The following is a 21666-nucleotide window of genomic DNA, read 5'->3' as shown; positions in this document are numbered from 1 at the left end:
CGACTAACTTATCCATACTCAGGAAAGTAGCGCTCTCTATTATAAAAGCCGTAGACCCTCATAAAAAGCTCAAATTGAAGATAAAAGAGTGTGCATATTCTCCTAAATTCCTAGCTCGCTGCCTACTTGGAGAATTTTAATACGTCAGTTCTGAATATAAGAGATAAAAAGTAGATTTTAATTTTCAAGAAAATGATAATGGCAATTTAAAATAGCTGTCTATCATGAAAATTTTAATAACAGGCTCTAAAGGGCTCATTGGCTCTGCCTTAAAAACAAAACTCCTCTCCCTTGGCATGGAAATCATTGGCATTGATCCTAAGGCTCACATTAGTGATGTAGATTATGGAGATATATTAGATGGAGTATCTCTTCATTCTCGTATCAAAGGAGTTCACGGTGTCATCCATCTTGGGGCAGTATCCCGTGTCATCGATGGAGAGAAAAACCGAGATCTTTGCTGGCGCTTTAATGTAGAGGGAACAAAACAGGTTCTAAAAGCGGCTTCCTTAGAACCCTCTTCTCCTTGGGTCATCTATGCAAGTAGTAGAGAGGTGTATGGAGAGCCTCATATTTGCCCCGTCCGTGATGATACACCCCTAAAACCTGTTAATATCTACGGAGAATCAAAAAAAGCAGCGGAAGATCTTATTCAAGAAGCATCTCAAAGTGGTCTTACTACATCTATTATCCGTTTTTCCAATGTTTTTGGATCCGTTCACGACCATCCTAACCGGGTAATCCCTGCCTTTTGTAGAGCTTCTGCAACGGGTGCCCCCATTTATATTGAGGGGAGTCACAATGTGTTTGATTTCACCTACTTAGATGATGTGATCCAAGGGATTTTAAGAGTTATCTTCCTCCTCTCTACAGAGAAACAATCTCTTCCTTCTCTTCACTTAACAACAGGAAGGGGAATGAGCTTAGGAGAAGTCGCAGAAATTGCCAAGAAAGAGAGCTTTTACGATATTACTCTTGAAGAAAGACCCTCTAGATCCTTTGATGTGGCAAGATTTTGGGGAGACCCCGCCCTTGCTTATGAGCTGCTGGGTTGGAGAGCGTCTACAACAGTAGAAGAGGGTATGAAAAGACTCATTCAAGAATACCGCCTTCACTTAGGATCTTTTCCATGATCAAGTGGCAAACGGTTCTTCCTTTAGTTAATGAAAGTAAGAAAGTTGCCATACTCTTAAGACACGGGGCAAGAGAGCCATTTTTAGCAGGATCTTTAGGGATAGATATCCCTTTAACAGAAGAGGGGATCACACAATCAATTGCTTTAGGAAAAAACTTACAATCTATTCCTTTAAAAGCGATTTATACAAGTCCTTTAAAAAGATGCATGCAAACAGCAGAAGCTATTCAAGAAGGATTGAATAAGAATCTCCCTATTCATGAGAGTGCACTTCTTGGAGATCCAGGCCCCTTTGTGGAAGATCCTGCTCAAGCCTCTCTTCTTTTTTTACAGCTTCACTTTAAAGAGATTGGAGATCTTCTTCTGCAAGATATTTCTCTTTTAGGTATGAGATCTTGTAGAGAAGGCGTGCATCTTTTTTTAAACTATCTCTTTCATATAGAGACTTTTCCTTGTCTCATGATCTCTCACGACATCATCATTGCGCTGATTACTGCCTTTTTAAATAGATATTCCTCTCTAAACAGCTGTATCCCGGATTTTTTAGAAGGCGTTGTGATTGCTTTAGAAGAAGAGGGGATTACGCTGTACTCTAAAGGGCATAAGACAACAATTTTGTATAAGAGTGATTTACTTACAGGACTTACTCTTACTTCTGAAAAAGGATCTATAAAGTCATGATAAAACAGCGGATGTTTCAAAAGAGGATAGGAGTATGAAAATTTTAAAAGTGATCCATGGATACCCTTACCGGTATAATGCAGGATCTGAGGTGTATTCTCAAATGCTTTGTCATGAACTTGTCCGTCAAGGTCATCAGGTGACTGTCTTTACAAGAGAAGAAAATGCCTACCGGAGAGAATACTCTACCTCTTGGGAAAAAGATTTAACCTGCCCTGCAATTGATGTGTGTCTCATCAATATGGCGCATGCAAAAGATGGCTACCGTCATGAAAAAGTAGATGACGCTTTTGATCAGCTTTTAGAGCAAAACTGTCCTGATGTGATTCATATTGGGCACCTCAATCACTTATCGACCTCTCTTATTGAAAAAGCGCGTATCAGAAATATCCCCATTGTATTTACTTTGCATGATTTTTGGCTCATGTGTCCAAGAGGGCAGTTTCTTCAAGGAACCAATGCTAAGGGGCTTAATCTCTATCCTGTGTGTGATTCTCAAGAACATAGTAAATGTGCTAAACAGTGCTACTCTAGATATTTTAGTCATCAAGATGATCCAGATGACTTAAAGCATTGGAGCTTATGGGTAGAAAAACGAATGGATCATGTTCAGCAGATGAGCTCTTATGTGGACTGCTTCATTGCTCCTTCTCACTATCTAAAAGATAGGTTCATAAAAGATTTTAATACCCTTGAGTCAAAAGTTATCTATCTTGACTACGGCTTTTATCAAAAGAGGCTTCAGGGAAGAAAAAGAGAAAAAGAAGATGCCTTTGTCTTTGGCTATATTGGGACACATAAACAGGCAAAAGGAATTTTTCATCTGATTGAAGGGTTTAGCAAGCTTCAAGGAAAAGCGCGGCTTAAAATTTGGGGAAGCGCTTTAGAGCCGTTTACGAGATCTCTTAAAAGTTATGTGAAAGAGCTCGGGGCTGAAGTAGAAGCAAAGATAGAGTGGATGGGGGGATACCGTAATGAGCAGATTGTAGAAGATGTGTTTAACCATGTCGATGCGATTGTCGTACCGTCCATTTGGGGAGAAAACTCTCCTCTTGTGATTCATGAAGCACTCGAGGCTAAAGTGCCTGTCATTACAGCTAATTACGGCGGGATGAAAGAGTATATTCATCATGAAATCAATGGCCTTCTCTTTACACATAGGGATTCTACAAGCTTAAGCTTGCAAATGGAGAGGCTCATCGAAAACCCTGATCTTTCCTTACAGCTGATTCAAAGAGGCTACATCCAATCTGTAGATGGACACATACCGTCCATTGAAGAGCATACCCAGCAAATCATTGATCTTTATCAACAAGTTATTCACCAAAAGGAGTCATCTGATGACAACAAAGCAAGGTCCTTGGCGTATCACATTTGATACCAATCCTGACGATTGTAACCTCAAGTGCATCATGTGTGAAGAGCACTCAATTTATAGCACATGTCAAAAGCAGCGTAAAGATGAGAAAAGACCCCGTAGACGGATGGATATTGCGCTCATTCGGAAAGTGTTAGAAGAGTCTAGAGGATCTCCCTTAAGAGAGATTATACCCTCTACCATGGGAGAGCCTCTTTTATACCGTGACTTTGAAGAGATCTTAAACCTTTGTCAAGAGTACGGGGTGAAGCTTAATCTCACCACAAACGGCACCTTCCCCAAATTTGGAGGAGCTAAGTGGGGAGAAAAGATCATCCCTGTTGCCTCTGATGTTAAAATATCTTGGAACGGAGCTACGAAAAAAACCTCTGAGCTCATCATGATTGGATCTAACTTTGAGCAAAGGCTTCATCAAATTAAGGAGTTCATTAAAGTAAGAGACCGTATTCAAGCAGAAGGGGGAAATTTTTGCCGTATTACCTTTCAGCTTACCTTCATGGAAATTGGACTTGAAGAGATTCCTGATGTGATTAGGCTAGCAGCCTCTTTAGGAGTCAACCGGGTGAAAGGGCACCATCTTTGGGTCTTTACTGAAGCGATGGCAAAAGAGAACTTAAGAAGAAGTCAAGATGCCATTCATAGATGGAATGCGATTGCACTAGAGGCGATGCAAGTAGCTGAAGAAGTAAGACTTCCTGATGGCTCAAAAGTTGTCTTAGAAAATATCTATCCACTAGCTCCTACTGCTTTACATGAACTTGTTCCAGAAGGCAAATGTCCTTTCTTAGGACAAGAGGCGTGGGTCTCTGCAGAAGGGAGATTTAACCCGTGCTGCGCGCCTAATGAAGAGAGACTAAAACTAGGAGAGTTTGGAAACCTTTATGACACTTCCATAGAATCCGTGTGGAATAGCCCCTCTTATCAAAACCTTCAGAAAAACTATTTAGAACACGCTGTCTGTAGAGGGTGCAATATGAGAAAAAAAACAGAGGAGTTAAGTCATGAAGAGTCAAAAGCTACTCTGGCAGGAGTATGAAGTTGCAGAGGATAATACGCATCATCACCATCAAGGGGTGCCAGCTTATACTCCCAGATTTCTATCTGTCTTAAAGTTTCATGCGCCAGGCCTAGCTCCCGTAGAAGATTTCACAGGGTCTTTTCATATTAATGAAAAAGGAGAGGCCATCTATTCCCAAAGGTTCTTAAGAACCTTTGGGTTTTATCATCAAAGATCGACTGTTGTAGATACATCAGGATGGTATCATATCAATGAAAGAGGAGAGCCCATTTACCCCGAGAGATACAGGTGGTGCGGTAACTACCAAGAAGGGCTATGTGCTGTACAAGACTTCAACGGAAACTTTTTTCACTTAAATCTTGAAGGGAAAAAAGCTTATCCCCATGTTTTTACTTATGTAGGGGACTTTCATGACGGAGCTGCTTGTGTGCAAGAGGCGAAAGGATTTTACACTCATATTAATCCCAGGGGAGAGTTCATCCATAATAAGCGGTTTCTTGATCTTGATGTGTATCATAAAGGATTTGCAAGAGCCAAAGATCAAAGAGGATGGTTTCACATTAACCAAAAAGGAGAAGAGATCACTTCTCACCGATTTTTAAACGTAGAGCCGTTTTATAATGGGATTGCAAGAGCTGAGACATTAGAAGGCGCTCTTATCCGGATCTCTGAAGAGGGACATGTTGTAGGAGTCCTTAGAAAATCTGGGGTAGATGCTTTTCATGAAGTTTCTAGAGAGCTCACTTCTTACTGGCGCTTTTATACGCTGCAAGCCGGGCATCATTTTCATCTCTTTGATCATCTTCCTCAAAAAAGTCAGGAGCTCAGTAATCAGCTAAATATTCCTTTACACGCCCTAGATAAACTTCTGAAAGCGCTTCAAGAGATGCAGTTTGTGATGTTAAGAGAAGATAAGTGTTGGGAGTGTACTTCAAGAGGGGCTTTTTTACGAAAAGATCACCCCCGGACCCTTGCCTATGCTGCAACACTATGGAGAGAAGAGCATTTAACATGTTGGCAAAATATTGAAGAGAGCCTAAAAACAGGAGCCCCTTTTTTCCCCAAAGCATTTCACAAGACGTGGTTTGAATGGTTAGGAGATCACCCTGAGAAAAATAGCCTCTATCATGACGCTTTAGCTAGCTATGCAAAAGAAGATTATGAACATTTAGAAAGTATTCCCTCTTTCTTAACACATGAGCGCATTGTAGATATTGGAGGAGGATCAGGAACGCTTTTATTTTCTCTTATGAAAGCGCACCCTCATTTAGAAGGGTATCTATTTGATCTCCCTCATGTTCTTGATATTGTCAAAGTGCCACTTCAGTTAAAAGATCAAATCGTATTAACACCTGGGCATTTTTTTGAACCGTGGCCTATTAAAAACATGAACGGCTGCATTCTCTCAAGAGTGTTACACGATTGGGATGATAAAGAGGCTCTTATTCTATTAAAAAAAGCAAGGGACTCTTTATCTGATAACCTCTCTGATAGAATCTACATTTTGGAAAAAGTTCAAGAGGAAGAGGGGTATGAAGGAGCGTTACTGGATCTTCATATGCTCATCATGACAGGAGGAAAAGAGAGGAGCTTAAAAGAGTTTCAAAAGCTCATTCATCAAGCAGACTTAAGTCTAGAGAGTGTGACTCCTTTTAACAAAGTGACATCACTTCTTACCGTTAAAAAAAGAGAATAACCATGCAAGAGAAGTGGATTCAAGCATTAAAAGAGATGCTGATAGAGCGTAACCCTCTTCAAAAAGATATGCTTCATCTAAATCAGCTCTATGGCCCTTGTAAGGGGAATGTATTTTTAAAGCCCATGATCGGAAATGATCAAATCGTCATTGGGGATTTCACCTACGCTCATGTAGATTGCTTAGAATCTGATCAAATTGTAAAAGAAATCATTCCTTACGGATTTGGAGATCAAAAACTTCTCATTGGAAAATTTTGCTCCATCGGATGGGGCGTGAAGTTTTTAAGCCCGTATGCCAATCACCAAATGGATGCCATTACAACTTACCCTTTTTGGCATATTTTTAGTGAAGAAAGCTTAATAGAGCCATGGGCACTAGCAGCTCAGCATAAAGGGAATACAGAGGTTGGAAATGATGTGTGGATCGGGAGGGAGGCCCTCATCATGCCAGGCGTTAAAATAGGGGACGGAGCTATCATTGCTGCAAGATCTACCGTATGCCAAGATGTTAAGCCTTATGAAATCGTTGGCGGAAACCCCAGCAAAGGGATTAAATTCCGGTTTTCTGAAGAGAAGATAGCCTCTCTTTTAAACATCAAGTGGTGGGATTGGGACATTAGACTTATTAAAGAGCACTACCCTCTTTTAATGCAGGGAGATATTAAGTCTCTTGAAAAGATTGCTCAAGATATCTCTCTTAAAAGATGAGAATTTTCATTCATCCAGGATATCTTCCCATTCGAGCCGCTTCATCATCTCTTCATGGGAAATCGTTTGAGATCCATTTTTTAAAAACCGTTCATAGGCAATTACTGCATCTCTGCTATCTTGCTCGTATTCTAGGGAGTGAAGCTTTTCAAGAATGGCTTGAGTAACTAATTCTTGGGCAGTGATTCCCAAATCAACCGCGCATTGATTCAAGGCATGATGAAGATGTACAGGAACTTCAAAATACAGACGGCTTTTTTCTCTATATTGCATAGTGACTCCTATTTTTAGAATAACTTTTTTGATCATTTGCACATATGAGTAAATGATCGGTTTAAGGCTCAAAATATTAAAAAAACGTTAATTTTGGATTAATTAATAGATTTTTTTAATGGGCAATAACATCTTTAAGAGTAGGTTTTTTCTTATTTGTACAGTAGCTTCTACGCTTCCTATAAGATTATAGATCACCGAATTTCTGTAAAGACCAAGGAGTAAGAGAGTTAGCACAAGATATTATTGCACTTGGCATTAATTTTGATTCAAAGATAAGAAGTATCAATCACTAGAAAGCTCAAGCATTTTCATTATAAGGTGAGGAGAAGCAGTAGCTATCTTACACGCCTAGGCAGAAATAAAAAAGTGTCCCATGATCAGCATCACTCTCTTTGTATTGATGCTGAATAAGACAGCTACTCAGCAAACATCAATGCCCCTTATTCCAGAGGCATTTTTTACAACAAAATCTAGGTTCTTGAAAAGATAGGCATGAGCTACCTAAACTCATGATAGATTAAAAAAGATAAAATTCTTCTTTTCATAATTTCTCTCTTTATCCTTGATGCCCCTCCAGCCATCAAAATGATGTGAATTTAAGCTTAAACTATTTTGCTCTAAGGAGCTGATTTCTCTTGATGACTCTTAAGGGCGTCTTTCATAACAATTCTTTTCACACTCAATTACATATTCATACATAGCTATTAGTCAGATGTTTTTTATATAAAATCCAGAGGAAAGACCCTGATTATAGGGCGATAATATTTAATTTTAGTGATTTTTGGCATGCATTTTAATCACTATTAAAATGCACTGTACACGAATAAAGAGAATAAATAATCACTAACAAAGTGATTTATCATATTGATAGATAATAGTTTACAGATGTAACATGATGCTTATCCAAGGGAGGTATTTATGTCGATCAAGTATCTAGTAAGCCAGAACTATAAAAATGTTCTTTATTCCTTTAAAAACAATAAGACAGAAATAGTCAGACAAGACTATTTATCTTTAAATTCAAGGCAGGTAACAAATTTTTTCCTTCTTTTTGTTAGCCCAAAAATGCATCTGAGAAATTACTCTCATTTCTCTAAAACAACCTCATCTTTTTTTTCTCATAAAAATACCCTTTCAACTCCACTCCAACAGCCCTCTCAAATTTCATCTTGTAATATTAAAAATCAAAAAATTCCCTTAGGAATTCAAACCATTGAAGACATTTTGAAAAATAACTATGTTTATATTGATAAAACACATTTTGCAAAACAATTGATTGAGGGGGGTAGGTATTATTTTATTAACCGCCCTCGAAGATTTGGGAAGTCTTTATTTGTCAGTATGCTTAAATCCATTTTAGCAGGGGATAAAGAACTTTTTAAGAATCAAAGCATTTATCAAACTGCATACAATTGGGATAAACGTTCAGTGATTCATTTGGATTTTTCCTTGATGAGCACACGAACAAAAGAGGGATTTGAAAATGATTTAGATCAAACAATTACCGAGATTGCTAAAAGTCACTATATTGTTTTAGAAAAGTGTTCTGTGGAAAAAAAGTTTTCACTGTTAATCAAAGAGCTCTTTAATAAACACCAGAAAAAAGTGGCTGTTTTAATCGATGACTATGATAAACCCCTAACAGATAATTTAGGTGAGCCTGAGCTTTTAAATTATAATCGCCGTCTTATGCGATCATTTTTAGGAGTCCTTAACGGGTCTGATGCCTATTTAGATTTTGTTTTTGTTACAGGAGTTACAAAGTTTTCTCACGCTTCCCTCTTTTCAGGGGCCAATAATTTAAATGATATTACAACACACTCCTCTTATGGGGCAATAATGGGATACACAGAAGCAGAGGTTTCTCAGTTTCTAAGCCCTCTTATCAAAGAAAGCATTCAATATGAAACAAAAGAGAAAGGTCCTATCACAGATCAACAGCTGTTTTCTAAGATGGATGTATTAAGAAGATGGTACAATGGATACCGATTTTCTAAAGAAAACATCAAAGTGTATAATCCACACTCTATTTTAAATTACTTAGAGCGAAGGGAATTTCAAAATTATTGGATGCAGTCTGGAGCTCCTTCCTTTTTAATTAAACAAATTGAAAAACTTCCTGATTTAGGAGTTTTTTTAGGCGGTGCTAAAGTACAAGAGGACGATTTATCAGGTCATTTTGATATTGAAATAATCAATATCCCTGCTTTAATGTGGCAAGCAGGCTATTTTACCATTCAAGGGTATGACCCTGTTTCCCGTTTTTACACTTTAGATTTTCCTAACCAAGAAATAAGAACCTCTTTTTCAGAAACTCTCCTGTCTCATGTGACTAATTTACCTAGAGCTAAGATAAATAGTTTAGGAATTGAGTGTAAGAAAAAATTAGAGGAAATTGATCTTCAAACTTTTTGTGATAAAATTAATACTCAGTGTACAGCGATTGCTTATCAAATCTATAAAAGGGCTATGGATGAGAGATTTTTTCATGTGAGTTTTACTCTTCTTCTAGCAGGAATGAGTATTCCTTATAGAATAGAAGAGAGCACAAATTTAGAACGTATTGATTTAGTGATAGAACTTGATAAGCTTATTTATGTCATTGAGATTAAAAAAGACAAGACCGCGGGGGCAGCTTTAGATCAAATCAGGGATAAAGAGTACATTACAAAGTTCAATACAGGACCTAAGGGTAAAGATATTATTGCTATGGGAATTAATTTTGATTCTAAGGCAAGAAGCATTAACGATTGGAAAGCAATAGTTTTTTCATCAGAAGGTGAAGAGAAGCGGCAGCTATCTTACACGCCTAAATAGAAAAAAAATGTCCTATGATCAGCATCACTTACTTTGTATTAATGCTGAATAAGACAGCTGCTCATCAAACATCAATGCCCCTTATTCAAGGGGCATTTTTTAATAAAAAACTGGGCCCTTGAAAAGAAGTGGATATACAAAAGATGATCTTTAGATAGTGGGCCATTTCAGACAAGGAAATTGGTAGGCGTAAGAGGCTAATTTTACAAGAAATAATGAAACCTGCTTTTGAAGTATTTCTGACTGCTTGATATTTTGATAAACAGTATCCAAGAAGAGCTTTTTTCATATTGAAGAAAGACTTATTCCTATAAATAACGCCGGGTTTAAAATATTTTCAATCTTTTGAGCGTTAATTTTTTTATATCAAGAAAAAGAATAAATACGAAGGTTGAAAAATGAATGAACTTGAATGAGTTACTCCATTCTACCATGTCCATAACTTTTGTAAAGAGTTTAAACCTATTTAGAAAAAAAACTTCTGGAAGATCAAACACCTTCCTCGAGATGGTGGAAAACAAAGAAATCCTATATGACTTTCAGTAACTGGCGTTAAAAAAATGACAATAGCTCTCTTTTTCCAAGAACTTCTATTTCCATTTTCTGGAAATCACTTAGTCAATCATTCCTACCTTAACTATAGCCCCAGCTTTTTTTAGTCCATTTTAAATCTTTCGTCTAAGATAGCTGCAATATACTTAAATTTTTAGCAAACAAATGAACCACTTTAAACAGTTTTATAGCGCAGTTATTTCTCATCAAGAGAGGTGCCTCAAGAATTACAAGAGAAGGGCATTTTTACCTTGCGGTCTATTTCGTATCCACTCTTCTAAGACAAGAAGGTTAAATAGCGCTCTCGCATGATTTTTTTCCCCGTTTAAGTGAGATTGGATGAGATTTAAGACCCCTTCTCTAGAAAACCACCCCATTTGATAAAGCTCACCCTCTAAGAGCCTTGTCATCATCCAGCTTTTCAAAGACGAACAAAACCAATCTTTTAAAGGGACTCCAAACCCCATTTTTTTCCTATTTAAGATGAGAGGGGGAATAATGTCTTTAACGGCTGATCTGAGTATTTTCTTCCCTGAAGAGGAATCTTGTTTTAAGGCAGAAGAGGAGCATTTGAGCGCAAAGTTAGCGACATTAGGCGTTAGAAAAGGCGCTCTTGTCTCAAGGCTAGCTCCCATAGAGGCTCTATCTACTTTCATGAGAATGTCATAGGGAAGATAGTGCAAAAGATCAAGGTACGAGCGGTGTCTATGAGAGGAGAGCTCTCCTATAGGAGGCACAGTGAATTTTGTAGAGGAGAGGGATTTAAGAGCCAAAAAATCTGGCTCACAAATGCGTGCATGCACATCAGAGGGCATTGCACAAAATGTGTTAAGATACTCTGCTAAATCCCCTGTAAATCCGTATCTTTCATATCCATGAAAGAGCTCATCTGCTCCGTCACCTGTTAAAACCACATCAACATGCTCTTTTGCAAATAAAGAGAGGCAGTAGGTGGGGATCATCGATTCATCAGCAAACGGCTCATCATACAAAGAGACGAGCTTTGTAAAATGCTCCATGATAAATGCAGCACTGCAAGTGGTAGAAAAATGGTTAAGCCCTAAAGCAGAGGCTGCTAACTTAGTATAAAACTCTTCTGAATAGCCAGGGTGATCCCAATGTAAAGAGAAAAGAGGAGCGCCCCTCACATATTTAGATAAGAGAGCGCTAACTGTTGTAGAGTCAATGCCTCCGCTAAAAAAAGCGCCAACTAGCTTATCTGAAATGCAGCAACTTTTTACACTCTCTTCTAATAAAGAAAGGAGATGCTTTGATGTAATAGGGTGATCATCTATCTCTTCTGACACGTTATGGGTATGATAGGCAACTTTTTCATAGCGACCTTCTTTGTAGATGAGATAGCAGCCAGTAGGCAGTTTTTGAATGGTTTCCCAACCTGTTGCAAGCCCTGGAAGGTAGCTATGCGTTAAGAAGAGGTGAAGGTCACTCACACAAAGATCCCAATTCATAAAAGGCCACGCACTAAACGCTTTAATTTCAGAGGCAAAGGCAAAAAAATCTTCTCCTTGTGTCTTTCCTTGGGTGTAATAAAGTGGTTTTTCTCCAAAGGGATCTCTTGCTAAATAGAGCACCTCTTTCTTGATATCCCAAATGGAGCAAGCAAACATCCCAGATAATGCCCCAAAAATAGAGGGGCCAAAGGTGATAAATCCCAGTAATAAAAGCTCTGTATCACTTTCTGTCTCTAAAGTCCATCCGTGAGCAAGGATTTTATTTTTGAGCTCTTCTGTTTGATAAAGCTCTCCATTAAAGGTGATGACATACCCCTCTCTTTCCATGGGCTGCTGACCTTTTAAAGGGTCCCGGATGGCCAGTCTACAGACGCCAAAAGCAGCAGGTGTTTGTACAAAGTTGCCTGTTTGATCAGGCCCTCTAGAGCGCAAAAAAGAGCACGACTCTTGAATGCCTTGCTGAAGCCGATGAGATGTTAAAGAATGGGTAATGACTCCTGTAACTCCGCACATCTTGAATCCTTAAAATATCACCGAGTAGCTATTAAATGGCTCTCTTCTTGCATAGCATATGAAGAGGCTTGTTCAATATGATACGCAAGAATCGCGGGGTCAAGGGGAAGATATTTTTCCCTATGAAACCTTAGGGTATTAAGGTCATCACTTTGGCTTTTTTTATCATGATTGTGCACATTCCCGGCGTGCAGTCTATAGACATAGATGGGATCTTCATTAAAAGCGACATGCTTGGGGTGATTTAAAAGCTCTAAGAACGGGAAGATAAAAGCGCTATCTCCTGAGGCTCTAAAAAAAGTGCCGTCATCTCTACAAAAATCTTGTACATTGAGATAATCCCATAGCCACCTTCTAAAGGTTTTTAAGTGAAAACACCGAAACCCATCTTCCCTAAACGTCCCCGACTCCCAAACTTGAGAAGGGTAGGGGGTATTAACACTTGTTTTATCAGAAAAATAGTGAGACTGGGGGTGTTGATAAGGGCGGAAGTCAACAAGAGCGTTTCCGTAGCTCATCACGGTGTCCTGATTTTGATAAAGAGAGCTTACTGTTTGAAGTGCATGATGCAGTAAATAATCATCGCCATCCATTAAACAAACAACCGCGTAAGGGTTTGATATTAAAGGGATTGCTTTTGATAAGGCGCCAATCTGGTAGTGTCTATCTGATAATAAAAGAAGAGATCCATTGATTTTTTTTAACCATAATGATAATTCAGTAATTTGAGAGCGAGAATAGTTAGAGTCGTCGTCAACGTAGAGTACTTGGATAGAAAAAGAGCCCAATTGAGCTTCAATAGATTCAAGGCACTTTTTAGCGTAGAAGAGCGACTTACGTGCTGTAATTACAAAGAAAAATTCTAATTCCATACCGTTATCGGTTGTTTTTAAGTTTTCTTAGATTACAGCATAGGGATAGAAAATTCAAGCGAGATAGTGTGCTTAAGATAATGATTGAAAAATGTGATGGATAAGGAAAAATTGATGCTTTTTATAGAAAAAAATCTTTTCAAGAGAAAAGAGATTTTTACGAGAGAAAAACAGATCTTTTTACGTCCAAATAGACGTTTTTTGGGATTACCATCTAGAATAAACTTCAACTTTACGTTGACAGTAAAATTCTCAACTCCCTATGTTAATAGTTTCGTAAGTGAGTGAGATTTTATGGTTAAAGTCATAGGTGTCGCATTACTATTAGAAGCTAATCCGCTAGGGTTTGATTCTGCATTATTAAGAGAAATATCTCTTTGCAGTTATCAAATTGTGAAAGCGTTTTTATCTTCTTATTTCCAACGATTTCAAAAAACTCAGTTCTTATTTTCTCTTCTTAAAGAAGTGTCTTCTTTCTTTACCCCTCAGCAGGTTTCACATGCAGGGGTAAGTCAGATTCATTTTTATAAAAAATTTGATGCAGTGCAAACCCCTCAAGGTGAGCGCTGTATCTTAATTGGCTCTCATCAGAATTTAGATATTGCTCTTCATTCCTCTTCTAAGCAATTAGCGGATGATAGAGCAAAGCTATTCTCTGAACTCGATGAAATATCTCAGCAGTTGTGTCTAACCTACAAACGTAGGCATTGGGCTTATAACGACCATTTCGACTGGAAATGCAAACCAAAGAAAACTTTTCTGTCTGAGCCGCAGCAAGAGTGCATTTTTAGGACATCAGGTAAGGAGATGGCGAGGAATTCGATCAAATATGATAAAGCAAAACCATTGTCAAACATGGCAAAAAAATTGAACAATAAAATAAATTGGGAGATTTGAATTATGAAAATGATAACAAAATGTTTCTTATCGCTTGGCATGTTAATGGGCTCTGTAGCTTATGGAGCTCAACCTGCAACACCACTACTTCAGCCTATTGATGAAGCCTATCCAAATTCAGTTTATTTTGGACCAGAGCTTTTTGCTTATAGAGCAAAGGTAGATTTCAAAACAAAAGCAACAGACACTACGCCTGCTACTTTAGATGCAGCTGTACGAGGAACGAGATTTTTTGCAGGAACAACAATCGGGTATCAATATTTGACACCTGATGCTGTTTATGCAGGTATTGATCTTACTCAAGCTGTGGCAACTGTAGATTTCAAAGCAACCAATGGGGCTCAAGAGCCTACAACGCTTGTTTGGACAAAAGGGGATAAAGTGTTTGGATCCGTAGAAGGCCGTTTGGGGTATTCATTTGCTCCAACACATTGGCTTGTGACTCCTTATGCTGGAGCTGGCGTTCGGTTAACAACATCACTTGATTCTCATAACAAAGAAGGGTTAAAAACAAGACTTCCTTATGCAACAGTCGGAGCTCTTTCTGAGTATTCACTCTGCACAACGAAGAAAATTGGGTTAAATCTGAAAGTATTACGTACATTCAACGCTTACCAAAGATTTTCCTACAATAGCACACCTCTTGCACCAGCTGCTGTGATTGTTAAAGACACCTCTTCTCACGATGTTTGGGGAGCTGAAATTGGCATTCCTGTATCTTTACAATTTGGAGATACAAACAGATGGGATGTGCAAGTTGAGCCTTATTTCCTGAAAATGGGCAAAACACAAGATGTTTACGGAGCTAATGTTCTTTTTGGATACCGCTTCTAAGCACTAAGTGCTTTTCTTTAGAAACCTCACTTGGAGTCCAAGTGAGGTTTCTTTTTTTTAGTTTTATCTTTTTTTCTGTAAAAATTCTCATTTTTTTCTCTTCATTTTGCACCTTTGTATCCTTAATCATGACTGTTGTTAACCTCCCCTTATATTCCTCCCTTAAAGAAAAATTGATTGATTATTGATAATAAATTAATCTTTTTCGATAATGATTTGGGAAAAGAAGTTAGTAAACGAAGAAAAGAGTATTTTTTTGGAGGAAGTTAGCGTGCAAAGTGGGGACCGGATTCGTTTTTTTAGTCGTTTATTAAGATGGGCATGTTATTTAGGGATGGCCTCTCTTTTCATCGTGCCGATCATTTACTGGATCTATGATGGGATGTGGCTTCATGAATTTAAAGATCCCAGATGGTATATCGATTTTTCAGGTCTTCCTTTTGATCAAATCGAATACATTCCGCCTTTGATTAAATTGATCGCCCTTTTCATCGAGCTGATCCGTAACACCTTTTTCTGGATGGTGTTATTTGCCTTATCAAGGCTGTTAAGATCATTTGAAGGACTCAAGTTTTTCACAAAAGAGACTGTGCTTTCCTTAAAAATGATGGGGAGCTTTCTTCTTTTAAGTCAGCTTTTCCAACCTTTTTATCTCTTACTGAGAGGATACTTATGGTCCCTTCCTGATCAAAAGATCATCATTGCTTTTCATGACCTTGTAGGGATAAAAACGTTATTTCTTTGCGGGATGATTTTTCTTCTTGCCTCTGTGTTTAATCAAATGAAAGAGATTGAAGAAGAGCATCAATTCACCATTTAAAGGGGTCAAAAGGTTCCATTAGCTAAAGCTTTTGATCTCTAAATACTTCACTGATCAAAAAGCGCCTTAGAGCTTTTACCCAGCGGTTTTAAGAGGCACTTTAGGGCCTCTTTTTGTTCTTATTTTTCCTAGAAGAGAGGCGACAACTATTCATTTGCATTGAAAGGTATTCATGTGGAAGGCAGAATCTTTTGTGTTCAATAAGAGATTCTAGTTTGGAAAAATATGCAAATTATAGTGAATTTAGATATTGTTTTGGCTAAAAAGAAAATGCGTTCTAAAGAATTAGCAGAGTCTATTGGCATTACTGAACAAAATCTTTCTATTTTAAAAACAGGAAAGGCTAAAGCTTTAAGATTTTCCACTTTAGAGGCAATTTGTAAAGCCCTGGATTGTCAGCCGGGAGATCTTTTAGAGTACCGTGCGTTAGAAGACCCTATCCAAAAGATAACAAACACATGATCATCAAAATACCCGGCCTTAAGGAAAAAAGGCCGGGTATTATCAAGTGAAAAAAAGCCTCTGTTACGCTTTTTTAAGATACCAGGTGATCATGAGGCATTTCACAATTTCCCCTGGAATAAAAGGGACAAATCCCGCTACTAACGCTTTTCCCCATCCAAAATCCATTCCAAGTCCCATGCCAAGCCACACACTTCCCAAACTTAAATGAACTGAACAGGTCACAAGTAACATCAAGAATGTATACACGCTAGATGTTGAAGTGCTCTTTGCAATGATCCCTGTCATATAAGCCTGAAGAATAAAGGCAAAATAGTACCCTCCAACTGGTGTCATGAGATAACTCATACTAGAGGCTCCGTTTGCCCATACAGGCATCCCTAAAGCACCTTGTGCCAAATACACAACCGCTGCAAGAGCGCCTCTTCTACTTCCCAGTAGTGCCCCAGCTAGCATCACAGCAAAGGTTTGTCCTGTCAAAAGGACCGGGGTGAAGGGGAGTTTGATTTTCACTTGAGAGGCAAGCGCGATAAAAAGCGCTGCATACATGATGGCAAAAAAAGAGGTCCAAGGTACGAAATGTATTCTATTTAAGAAGCTTCTTTTGAAGCTGACATCTTTGACTGCGGTAGAGAGCGTCATAAAAAAAGCCTTTGTTAGTAAAATGAAAAAATGTGGATCATCAGAATAGAAAGAGTGTCTCACATAAGAGACTTTTTATCCCAAGTGATCCCATTATTTCATTTTTCTAGCAAGGTTTTCAAGGACGGCTTTATTTAAAGACTACTCTCTTTAATCCGAAAATGTCTTTTCATGGACTTGATCACAAGGCGTTGGTCCAAAATGAATATCATCTTTGGGTTTATCTTGGCTACAGCTAGAAAGAATGAGACACAAGAGACTTAAACCTAGCCAAGAATATGTGGATAAAAAAGAGCGTGTGTGTGTTTTAGATCGTATATGTTTCATAAAAAACCCCTATGTTGATGAGAGAGGAAAAAACCTTTCACTCCCCTTATTTGATAACGGATAGATTATATTTGATTTTTTTAGAAGAAAAATTGTAGATTTTATTTTTTAGAGGGGTCAGGAGAGAAAAAGGTATTTGAGATCTCTTCCTGATTATACCCTCCAACTTAAAAAAGGATAAAGTTATGTCGCTTTCAATCAATGAACTGTCATTTATAGGAACAGAAGAGACGGCAAGAAGTAGAAGATGGTACCGGGAGCCTAAACGGTTAGCAGGATCGATTATTTCGGCTGTATCTTTTATCGCTTGCGGCATTTTTCAAGCATTGGGCAGGCGCCATCCTGTGGTTGCAACACTCAGTTCAGTTGGCATTGGGGCCTCTTTACAAACGGGCTTAGAAGTGACGCTCTCTACTAAAGCGCTCAGGGTACTTCATCACATTGAAATGAAAAACGCCTTTGCTCTTTACTTTACTTTGACGCAGGTGTATCTCAATCTTCCTGTAGGAAGTGTGGAAAGAGAGGCGATTTTGTATTTAATTACAACGCTTGGAGGAGGGTGGATTTCTTTAAAATTAGCTGCCATCATCTCAAGGAAGTTAGGAGATAGAGCAAGTGAAGCCCCTCTTCTTTCCACAAAGTATCAAAAAGAGATGCTCTTAGAGCCAGATTCTAAACTTGCCTTCATCTCTTACCAGGTGGGAAAAGGAGCTCTTGGAGGCGCTATGATGGGGCTTTCTCACGGGGGATATGACTATTTAAATACCCTTTATAATCTCGGGATATTTTTGATTGGTCATTTAGCAGGCGTAACTGCAGAAGTTGGGCTCTCTCATCTCAAGCACCGCATTCGAAAACAAAATCAAGAGGAAATTTTTGAAGGGAAAACCCCTCTCTCTTTAAGGGTTTTAAATATCGCAGAAAGGGTGATTGATACGTTTGGGAACCATGGATGGGGTATGATGATCTCTTTAAATCACCCCGCCTCTTATTGCGCCATTGGGAGCCTCATCGGGTTTACCAAAATGACGGCTAAAGAGCGGTTTATGGTAGAGGGCACGCAAAAAGAAGAGTTAAATCCGACCTTTTATAAAGTAGACAGGGTTGTAGATGTGGTACTTGGGTTAGCTGTTGCCGGCTGGGTGACTGCCATTATCATTGATGATAAAGATCTTTTTGATAGGATTGCGATCTCTTCCATGGGAGGGGGAGTTACTATCGGATATGCTTTAAGATTTCTCTTAAATAAAGTGCAGCATACCGAATCTAAATGGAAAAATTCTTTAGATTTTTATACCAAAGAGCACCCTGTAGTGTGGATTCTCCCATTTTCCTATGTGTGGGAGCAGCTTCAAATTAATGATGTTGCCTTAGCTAGTATGGAAGTGCCCTCGCTTGTGATGGCAGCAATTGGCTGGGGATCTTTGGGCTCATCTTTTGGAATTGATAGAGCACTCATTGATCCTAAAATCTCTCCCATAGTCGACAGCTTATTTGGTAATCTCTTTGTCGCAGTTGCAAAAGGTGAGGCATGACAGTTAGCTCTCAGAGGCTCGTTCGAAACTATTTAGCGCTTTATCCTAAATCGCCAATTGATAAGCTTTGCACGCACCCGGATTTTAAACAGAAAATTGGGGAAGTAGCAAAATTTTGGATTCATGCATTTGGGTTTTTTTATGCCGAATCACTAGAGCTTAGCTCCCTAAGAGAGCTTAAGAAAAAAGTGTCCCTCATACAGAAAGAGACGCTAGAGGTGTATGTAGCGTGTGAGAGATTGCAATTTGATCACTGGATCAAACATACACTCTCACAAGCCTCTTACTATGGAGGTGATGATATTGGGCAAATTCGGCAGGTAAGGCTCTCTAGCTTAGCACATCTTCCTCTTCCACTGGGGTATTTAGCCTCGATTCAAGGCTCTACTCAAGAAGACACTGCTGTCTTTCAGCATATTCAAGAGCAAGATAGGCTCTCTCAAAGTCTTCTTTTAACTAAGTGTCAAGGAGGACCTTATGATTTTTCTCTCCTCACACCTTCAGAAAAAGAGCTCTTAGAGCCGTATCTTTTTTCTAAGGCGTCTTTGATTTGGGATAAAAAGTATTATAACTGGTATCAAATGGTAAGACTCTGGCTATCTTTAAAGGGGGGATCTTACCAAGACCTTTTAGACCGTCACCTCCCTCTTAAACCGCTTCTCATTCATCAAAATGATGCCGCTTTACAAGAGGATCTAAGCCGTAAGATTGAAAAAGAAAAGCCGTTTTTTATGAGGCTCTCTTTACAGGATCTTGTGGTAGAGCTCACTCTTCGGTCTTTAAGTGAGAGTTGGAAGGTGCAGTTTTCCTCACCTCTGAAAAATAAGCTTACAGCTGATTTTAAAGTAGATGAAGTGCTGCGTCAAAAAACGCTTCTAAGTGCTTATCAACTTGTGAAAGAGAGCCTAGATCCTCTTTCTAAGAGCTTAGAGATGTTTATTCAGCTCAGAAACAAACTCACCAATAATCTTGCCAAAGAGGGGACTCCTTTTGAATACGACCAGCTGTTAGGATGGATTTACTTAAGTGACATGCAGTTAAGAGGGCTTCAATGGGATCGGTGTAGCCCTGGGCAAATGAGATTTGCGTTTGATATTGTTAAAGAGTGGGAGGTAAGACGCGGTCTTACGGTAGAAGAGTGCTTTTTTGTTTTTCAGTTAGCTGTTTACACAGAGGATTTTACCCTACTCATTCAACATATGAACTATGCAGAAAAAGTGTGCCGTTTATTTTATCCTACGCCCTCTTTTCTCATTGATATTTTGCAGATGGAGACAAGGGGCTCTTTAAAAGAGGGTTTTGAATCCATCATGCAGCTAGACAGTTGGATCAAAGCCTTCCTCTTAGAGGATGCCGAAGTGCCAAGCTTGTTATGGAAGCTTCCCTTTAAAGTAAGAGGCACTTTGCAAAAGATCCTCTGGCTTAAAGAGCTATTTGCTGATTTAGGACCTAGCCCCTCTTTGCAGCAGCCCATCCATTTTCAAGGGCTCATTTCCCTTTTAGAAAGCCCTGAAGAGCCTGGATATTTTTTTCAGCAAACAAAGAGCTATTTCCCTCTCTCTTTCAATGAAAAAATAACGGTCGCTTACCGTCTTTTACAACTCAGAAAAGAAGAGAGACAACGCCTCATTTTTGAAGTAGAAAGAGCGCTTAGCCTCTTATCTAGCGAGTCTATGATGGGGGGGGAGTTTCTCAAATGTCTCTTTTTCCATTTAATCAAGCTCTCTCCTCAAGAAATCCATTTGCAGCTTAATTGTTTAGAGCAGATTGAGATGATGATTGGGGAGAAGCTGAGTCCTATTAACAGATATGTGTGGCTAGCCTTTTGTCCTGACTTAAATCATGTAACTCCCATTATAGGAGAGTTTACAGAGTCTTGTCATGATATTGGATCGATGATGAATGAAGAGAGTCTTCATCAAGATAAACTTGAATCTTTATATACAAATTTAGGACGGTTAATTGAGACGCCCCCCTCTCAAAAAAATAATAAGAGTACAAGAAGAGAGTTCTTCTCTTCCTTAAAACAAACAAGCTTAAATAAGATGCTACCAGAATGGGAGTCTCTTATTTCTTCAGGGCTGGATTTTGCAGCCTATACCTTATTTGCAGAGGTGATGACGCTTCTTACCTATTCTATTTTCCCCATGGGCGGGCACTTATGGTTTGCAGAGTTTTTCTCACAATTAGCTCCCTTAAATACACCTTTTATCATTGGAGAAGAGGATAAAAAAGAGGTGATCAATGCCGCCTTTTACCCTCTTCTTGATCCAAGGCCAGATTGGAGAGGGATTCATAGGGAGTGGAAAGTGCCTCTTAATGAAGAAGATCCTCCTCTTTTTAGGCTCTCTTTTTTGGATTTTAAAACAGGGATAGCCCCTATCATTGAAGAGAGGCTTCCTCTTAGCTGGAGAGCATTTCAAGAAGAGCCTACTCTTTTTTCTCTTCTACAAGATATCGCACTTGTTAAAGGATCTGAAATGGAAGGGGCGCCTCTTAAAGAAGAGATTTTAAACTCACCTCATTATCTTCCCTTTAAACGCGCCGTATCTCAGCTTAAAAAAAAGCTAAGATCTGCTTTATTTCAGCTCAATCCCTATTTTCACCAAGCTATTCCCGCTCTTCACCCGCCTATCATCAATTTACAAGATAATCCCTTGCCTTCTGTATGGCAAGAGATGGTTAAAGCTGTAGGAGACTATTTCTTTAGAGAATTTAAAGAAGAGGAAGAGCCTTCTCAAAAGAGCTGGATCATTCAAGAAGAGGGTAGGGTGACCTTATCGTGCTCTTGGGATCACTTCACCCCTTCCCCAATCCGTAAACAAGGTGATCCTATCTCTTATATTGAAATGGTGATGCAGTGTGAAAATAGCTTACAAAGGGTGCTCTATCCCCAAGATCTTTTACGAAAGAAACCCTTCGAATTGATCCAGTGGCAACTACTCCTACTTTATCATGAGATGTATCTCATAGATGATGGATTTTAAAAAAGAAAGATCCTTTGATTTTATTCCCAAAGCTTTCATACT

General features: G+C 38.8%; 18 protein-coding genes. 13 read left to right on the top strand and 5 right to left on the bottom strand.

Annotated elements, in window-relative coordinates:
• Positions 1-224: 224 nt before the first annotated feature.
• Genes ACI7T6_RS05340 through ACI7T6_RS05315 form a run of 6 tightly spaced genes read left to right on the top strand, consistent with a single transcriptional unit; the run spans position 225 to position 6618 of the window.
• Positions 225-1133 (top strand): NAD-dependent epimerase/dehydratase family protein, encoded by a 909-nt coding sequence (locus tag ACI7T6_RS05340; protein WP_404665350.1) that lies wholly within the window; start codon positions 225-227, stop codon positions 1131-1133.
• Positions 1130-1816 carry a histidine phosphatase family protein gene (locus ACI7T6_RS05335; RefSeq protein ID WP_404665349.1) on the top strand — a complete coding sequence of 229 codons (687 nt, stop codon included), beginning with the start codon at positions 1130-1132 and terminating at the stop codon, positions 1814-1816. Before ACI7T6_RS05340 ends, ACI7T6_RS05335 begins: the two co-directional genes overlap by 4 nt.
• 34 nt (positions 1817-1850) lie before the next feature.
• Positions 1851-3194, top strand: coding sequence for a glycosyltransferase (locus ACI7T6_RS05330; RefSeq protein WP_404665348.1), 1344 nt, complete (start codon positions 1851-1853; stop codon positions 3192-3194).
• Entirely contained in the window at positions 3157-4230 is a 1074-nt protein-coding gene (locus ACI7T6_RS05325; protein WP_404665347.1) for a radical SAM/SPASM domain-containing protein, read from the top strand. The genes ACI7T6_RS05330 and ACI7T6_RS05325 overlap by 38 nt, the downstream gene beginning before the upstream one ends.
• On the top strand, positions 4196-5908 hold the full coding sequence (locus ACI7T6_RS05320; protein ID WP_404665346.1) for a methyltransferase: 1713 nt from the start codon (positions 4196-4198) through the stop codon (positions 5906-5908). The genes ACI7T6_RS05325 and ACI7T6_RS05320 overlap by 35 nt, the downstream gene beginning before the upstream one ends.
• Positions 5909-5910: 2 nt before the next feature.
• On the top strand, positions 5911-6618 hold the full coding sequence (locus tag ACI7T6_RS05315) for a CatB-related O-acetyltransferase (protein ID WP_404665345.1): 708 nt from the start codon (positions 5911-5913) through the stop codon (positions 6616-6618).
• Positions 6619-6624: 6 nt separating this feature from the next.
• Here the strand turns inward: ACI7T6_RS05315 and ACI7T6_RS05310 are convergent, their stop codons facing one another.
• A complete protein-coding gene (locus tag ACI7T6_RS05310) occupies positions 6625-6891 on the bottom strand; it encodes a hypothetical protein (RefSeq protein ID WP_404665344.1) in 267 nt (88 codons plus the stop codon).
• A 1068-nt stretch (positions 6892-7959) separates the two neighbouring features.
• Between ACI7T6_RS05310 and ACI7T6_RS05305 the strand changes: the two genes are divergently transcribed.
• Positions 7960-9711: an AAA family ATPase gene (locus tag ACI7T6_RS05305; protein ID WP_404665343.1), complete on the top strand. Its 1752-nt coding sequence runs from the start codon at positions 7960-7962 to the stop codon at positions 9709-9711.
• A gap of 779 nt (positions 9712-10490) precedes the next feature.
• Here the strand turns inward: ACI7T6_RS05305 and asnB are convergent.
• Both asnB and ACI7T6_RS05295 read right to left on the bottom strand, forming a co-directional pair.
• Positions 10491-12248 (bottom strand): asparagine synthase (glutamine-hydrolyzing), encoded by a 1758-nt coding sequence (gene asnB / locus ACI7T6_RS05300; RefSeq protein ID WP_404665342.1) that lies wholly within the window; start codon positions 12246-12248, stop codon positions 10491-10493.
• 17 nt (positions 12249-12265) lie between these two features.
• Positions 12266-13120 carry a glycosyltransferase family A protein gene (locus ACI7T6_RS05295; protein ID WP_404665341.1) on the bottom strand — a complete coding sequence of 285 codons (855 nt, stop codon included), beginning with the start codon at positions 13118-13120 and terminating at the stop codon, positions 12266-12268.
• Positions 13121-13414: 294 nt separating this feature from the next.
• On the opposite strand from ACI7T6_RS05295, the gene ACI7T6_RS05290 reads away from it, so the two are divergent.
• From ACI7T6_RS05290 to ACI7T6_RS05275, 4 genes are all read left to right on the top strand, one after another.
• Positions 13415-14017 carry a hypothetical protein gene (locus ACI7T6_RS05290; protein ID WP_404665340.1) on the top strand — a complete coding sequence of 201 codons (603 nt, stop codon included), beginning with the start codon at positions 13415-13417 and terminating at the stop codon, positions 14015-14017.
• A gap of 3 nt (positions 14018-14020) precedes the next feature.
• The gene (locus ACI7T6_RS05285) at positions 14021-14851 is read left to right on the top strand and encodes a hypothetical protein (protein WP_404665339.1); all 831 of its coding nucleotides are present in this window, start codon (positions 14021-14023) and stop codon (positions 14849-14851) included.
• Positions 14852-15107: 256 nt separating this feature from the next.
• Positions 15108-15671 (top strand): hypothetical protein, encoded by a 564-nt coding sequence (locus tag ACI7T6_RS05280; RefSeq protein ID WP_404665338.1) that lies wholly within the window; start codon positions 15108-15110, stop codon positions 15669-15671.
• Between the two features lie 225 nt (positions 15672-15896).
• Positions 15897-16133, top strand: a complete 237-nt coding sequence (locus ACI7T6_RS05275; protein ID WP_404665337.1) for a helix-turn-helix domain-containing protein — start codon at positions 15897-15899, stop codon at positions 16131-16133.
• Positions 16134-16196: 63 nt separating this feature from the next.
• Here ACI7T6_RS05275 and ACI7T6_RS05270 read toward each other — a convergent pair whose 3' ends face one another.
• Positions 16197-16775, bottom strand: a complete 579-nt coding sequence (locus tag ACI7T6_RS05270) for a biotin transporter BioY (protein WP_404665336.1) — start codon at positions 16773-16775, stop codon at positions 16197-16199.
• 150 nt (positions 16776-16925) lie between these two features.
• On the bottom strand, positions 16926-17102 hold the full coding sequence (locus ACI7T6_RS05265) for a hypothetical protein (protein WP_404665335.1): 177 nt from the start codon (positions 17100-17102) through the stop codon (positions 16926-16928).
• A gap of 185 nt (positions 17103-17287) precedes the next feature.
• Here ACI7T6_RS05265 and ACI7T6_RS05260 point away from each other — a divergent pair, with 185 nt between their 5' ends.
• Complete coding sequence (locus tag ACI7T6_RS05260) at positions 17288-18637, top strand: hypothetical protein (RefSeq protein ID WP_404665334.1); 1350 nt, start codon at positions 17288-17290, stop codon at positions 18635-18637.
• Positions 18634-21624, top strand: a complete 2991-nt coding sequence (locus ACI7T6_RS05255; protein ID WP_404665333.1) for a hypothetical protein — start codon at positions 18634-18636, stop codon at positions 21622-21624. Before ACI7T6_RS05260 ends, ACI7T6_RS05255 begins: the two co-directional genes overlap by 4 nt.
• The last annotated feature ends 42 nt before the right edge of the window (positions 21625-21666 follow it).

Source organism: Rhabdochlamydiaceae symbiont of Dictyostelium giganteum (assembly GCF_964291045.1).
GTDB lineage: Bacteria > Chlamydiota > Chlamydiia > Chlamydiales > Rhabdochlamydiaceae > PALSA-1444.
The sequence above is the reverse complement of the archived record's forward strand: the minus strand, read 5'-3'. Positions and strand labels throughout refer to the sequence as shown.

Coding starts and splice junctions, on each gene's coding strand:
- ACI7T6_RS05340 (WP_404665350.1), top strand. CDS start 225: ATGAAAATTTTAATAACAGGCTCTAAAGGGCTCATTGGCTCTGCCTTA.
- ACI7T6_RS05315 (WP_404665345.1), top strand. CDS start 5,911: ATGCAAGAGAAGTGGATTCAAGCATTAAAAGAGATGCTGATAGAGCGT.
- ACI7T6_RS05290 (WP_404665340.1), top strand. CDS start 13,415: ATGGTTAAAGTCATAGGTGTCGCATTACTATTAGAAGCTAATCCGCTA.
- ACI7T6_RS05305 (WP_404665343.1), top strand. CDS start 7,960: ATGCATCTGAGAAATTACTCTCATTTCTCTAAAACAACCTCATCTTTT.
- ACI7T6_RS05335 (WP_404665349.1), top strand. CDS start 1,130: ATGATCAAGTGGCAAACGGTTCTTCCTTTAGTTAATGAAAGTAAGAAA.
- ACI7T6_RS05260 (WP_404665334.1), top strand. CDS start 17,288: ATGTCGCTTTCAATCAATGAACTGTCATTTATAGGAACAGAAGAGACG.
- ACI7T6_RS05310 (WP_404665344.1), bottom strand. CDS start 6,891: ATGCAATATAGAGAAAAAAGCCGTCTGTATTTTGAAGTTCCTGTACAT.
- ACI7T6_RS05320 (WP_404665346.1), top strand. CDS start 4,196: ATGAAGAGTCAAAAGCTACTCTGGCAGGAGTATGAAGTTGCAGAGGAT.
- ACI7T6_RS05255 (WP_404665333.1), top strand. CDS start 18,634: ATGACAGTTAGCTCTCAGAGGCTCGTTCGAAACTATTTAGCGCTTTAT.
- ACI7T6_RS05295 (WP_404665341.1), bottom strand. CDS start 13,120: ATGGAATTAGAATTTTTCTTTGTAATTACAGCACGTAAGTCGCTCTTC.
- ACI7T6_RS05275 (WP_404665337.1), top strand. CDS start 15,897: ATGCAAATTATAGTGAATTTAGATATTGTTTTGGCTAAAAAGAAAATG.
- ACI7T6_RS05285 (WP_404665339.1), top strand. CDS start 14,021: ATGAAAATGATAACAAAATGTTTCTTATCGCTTGGCATGTTAATGGGC.
- ACI7T6_RS05270 (WP_404665336.1), bottom strand. CDS start 16,775: ATGACGCTCTCTACCGCAGTCAAAGATGTCAGCTTCAAAAGAAGCTTC.
- ACI7T6_RS05265 (WP_404665335.1), bottom strand. CDS start 17,102: ATGAAACATATACGATCTAAAACACACACACGCTCTTTTTTATCCACA.
- asnB (WP_404665342.1), bottom strand. CDS start 12,248: ATGTGCGGAGTTACAGGAGTCATTACCCATTCTTTAACATCTCATCGG.
- ACI7T6_RS05325 (WP_404665347.1), top strand. CDS start 3,157: ATGACAACAAAGCAAGGTCCTTGGCGTATCACATTTGATACCAATCCT.
- ACI7T6_RS05330 (WP_404665348.1), top strand. CDS start 1,851: ATGAAAATTTTAAAAGTGATCCATGGATACCCTTACCGGTATAATGCA.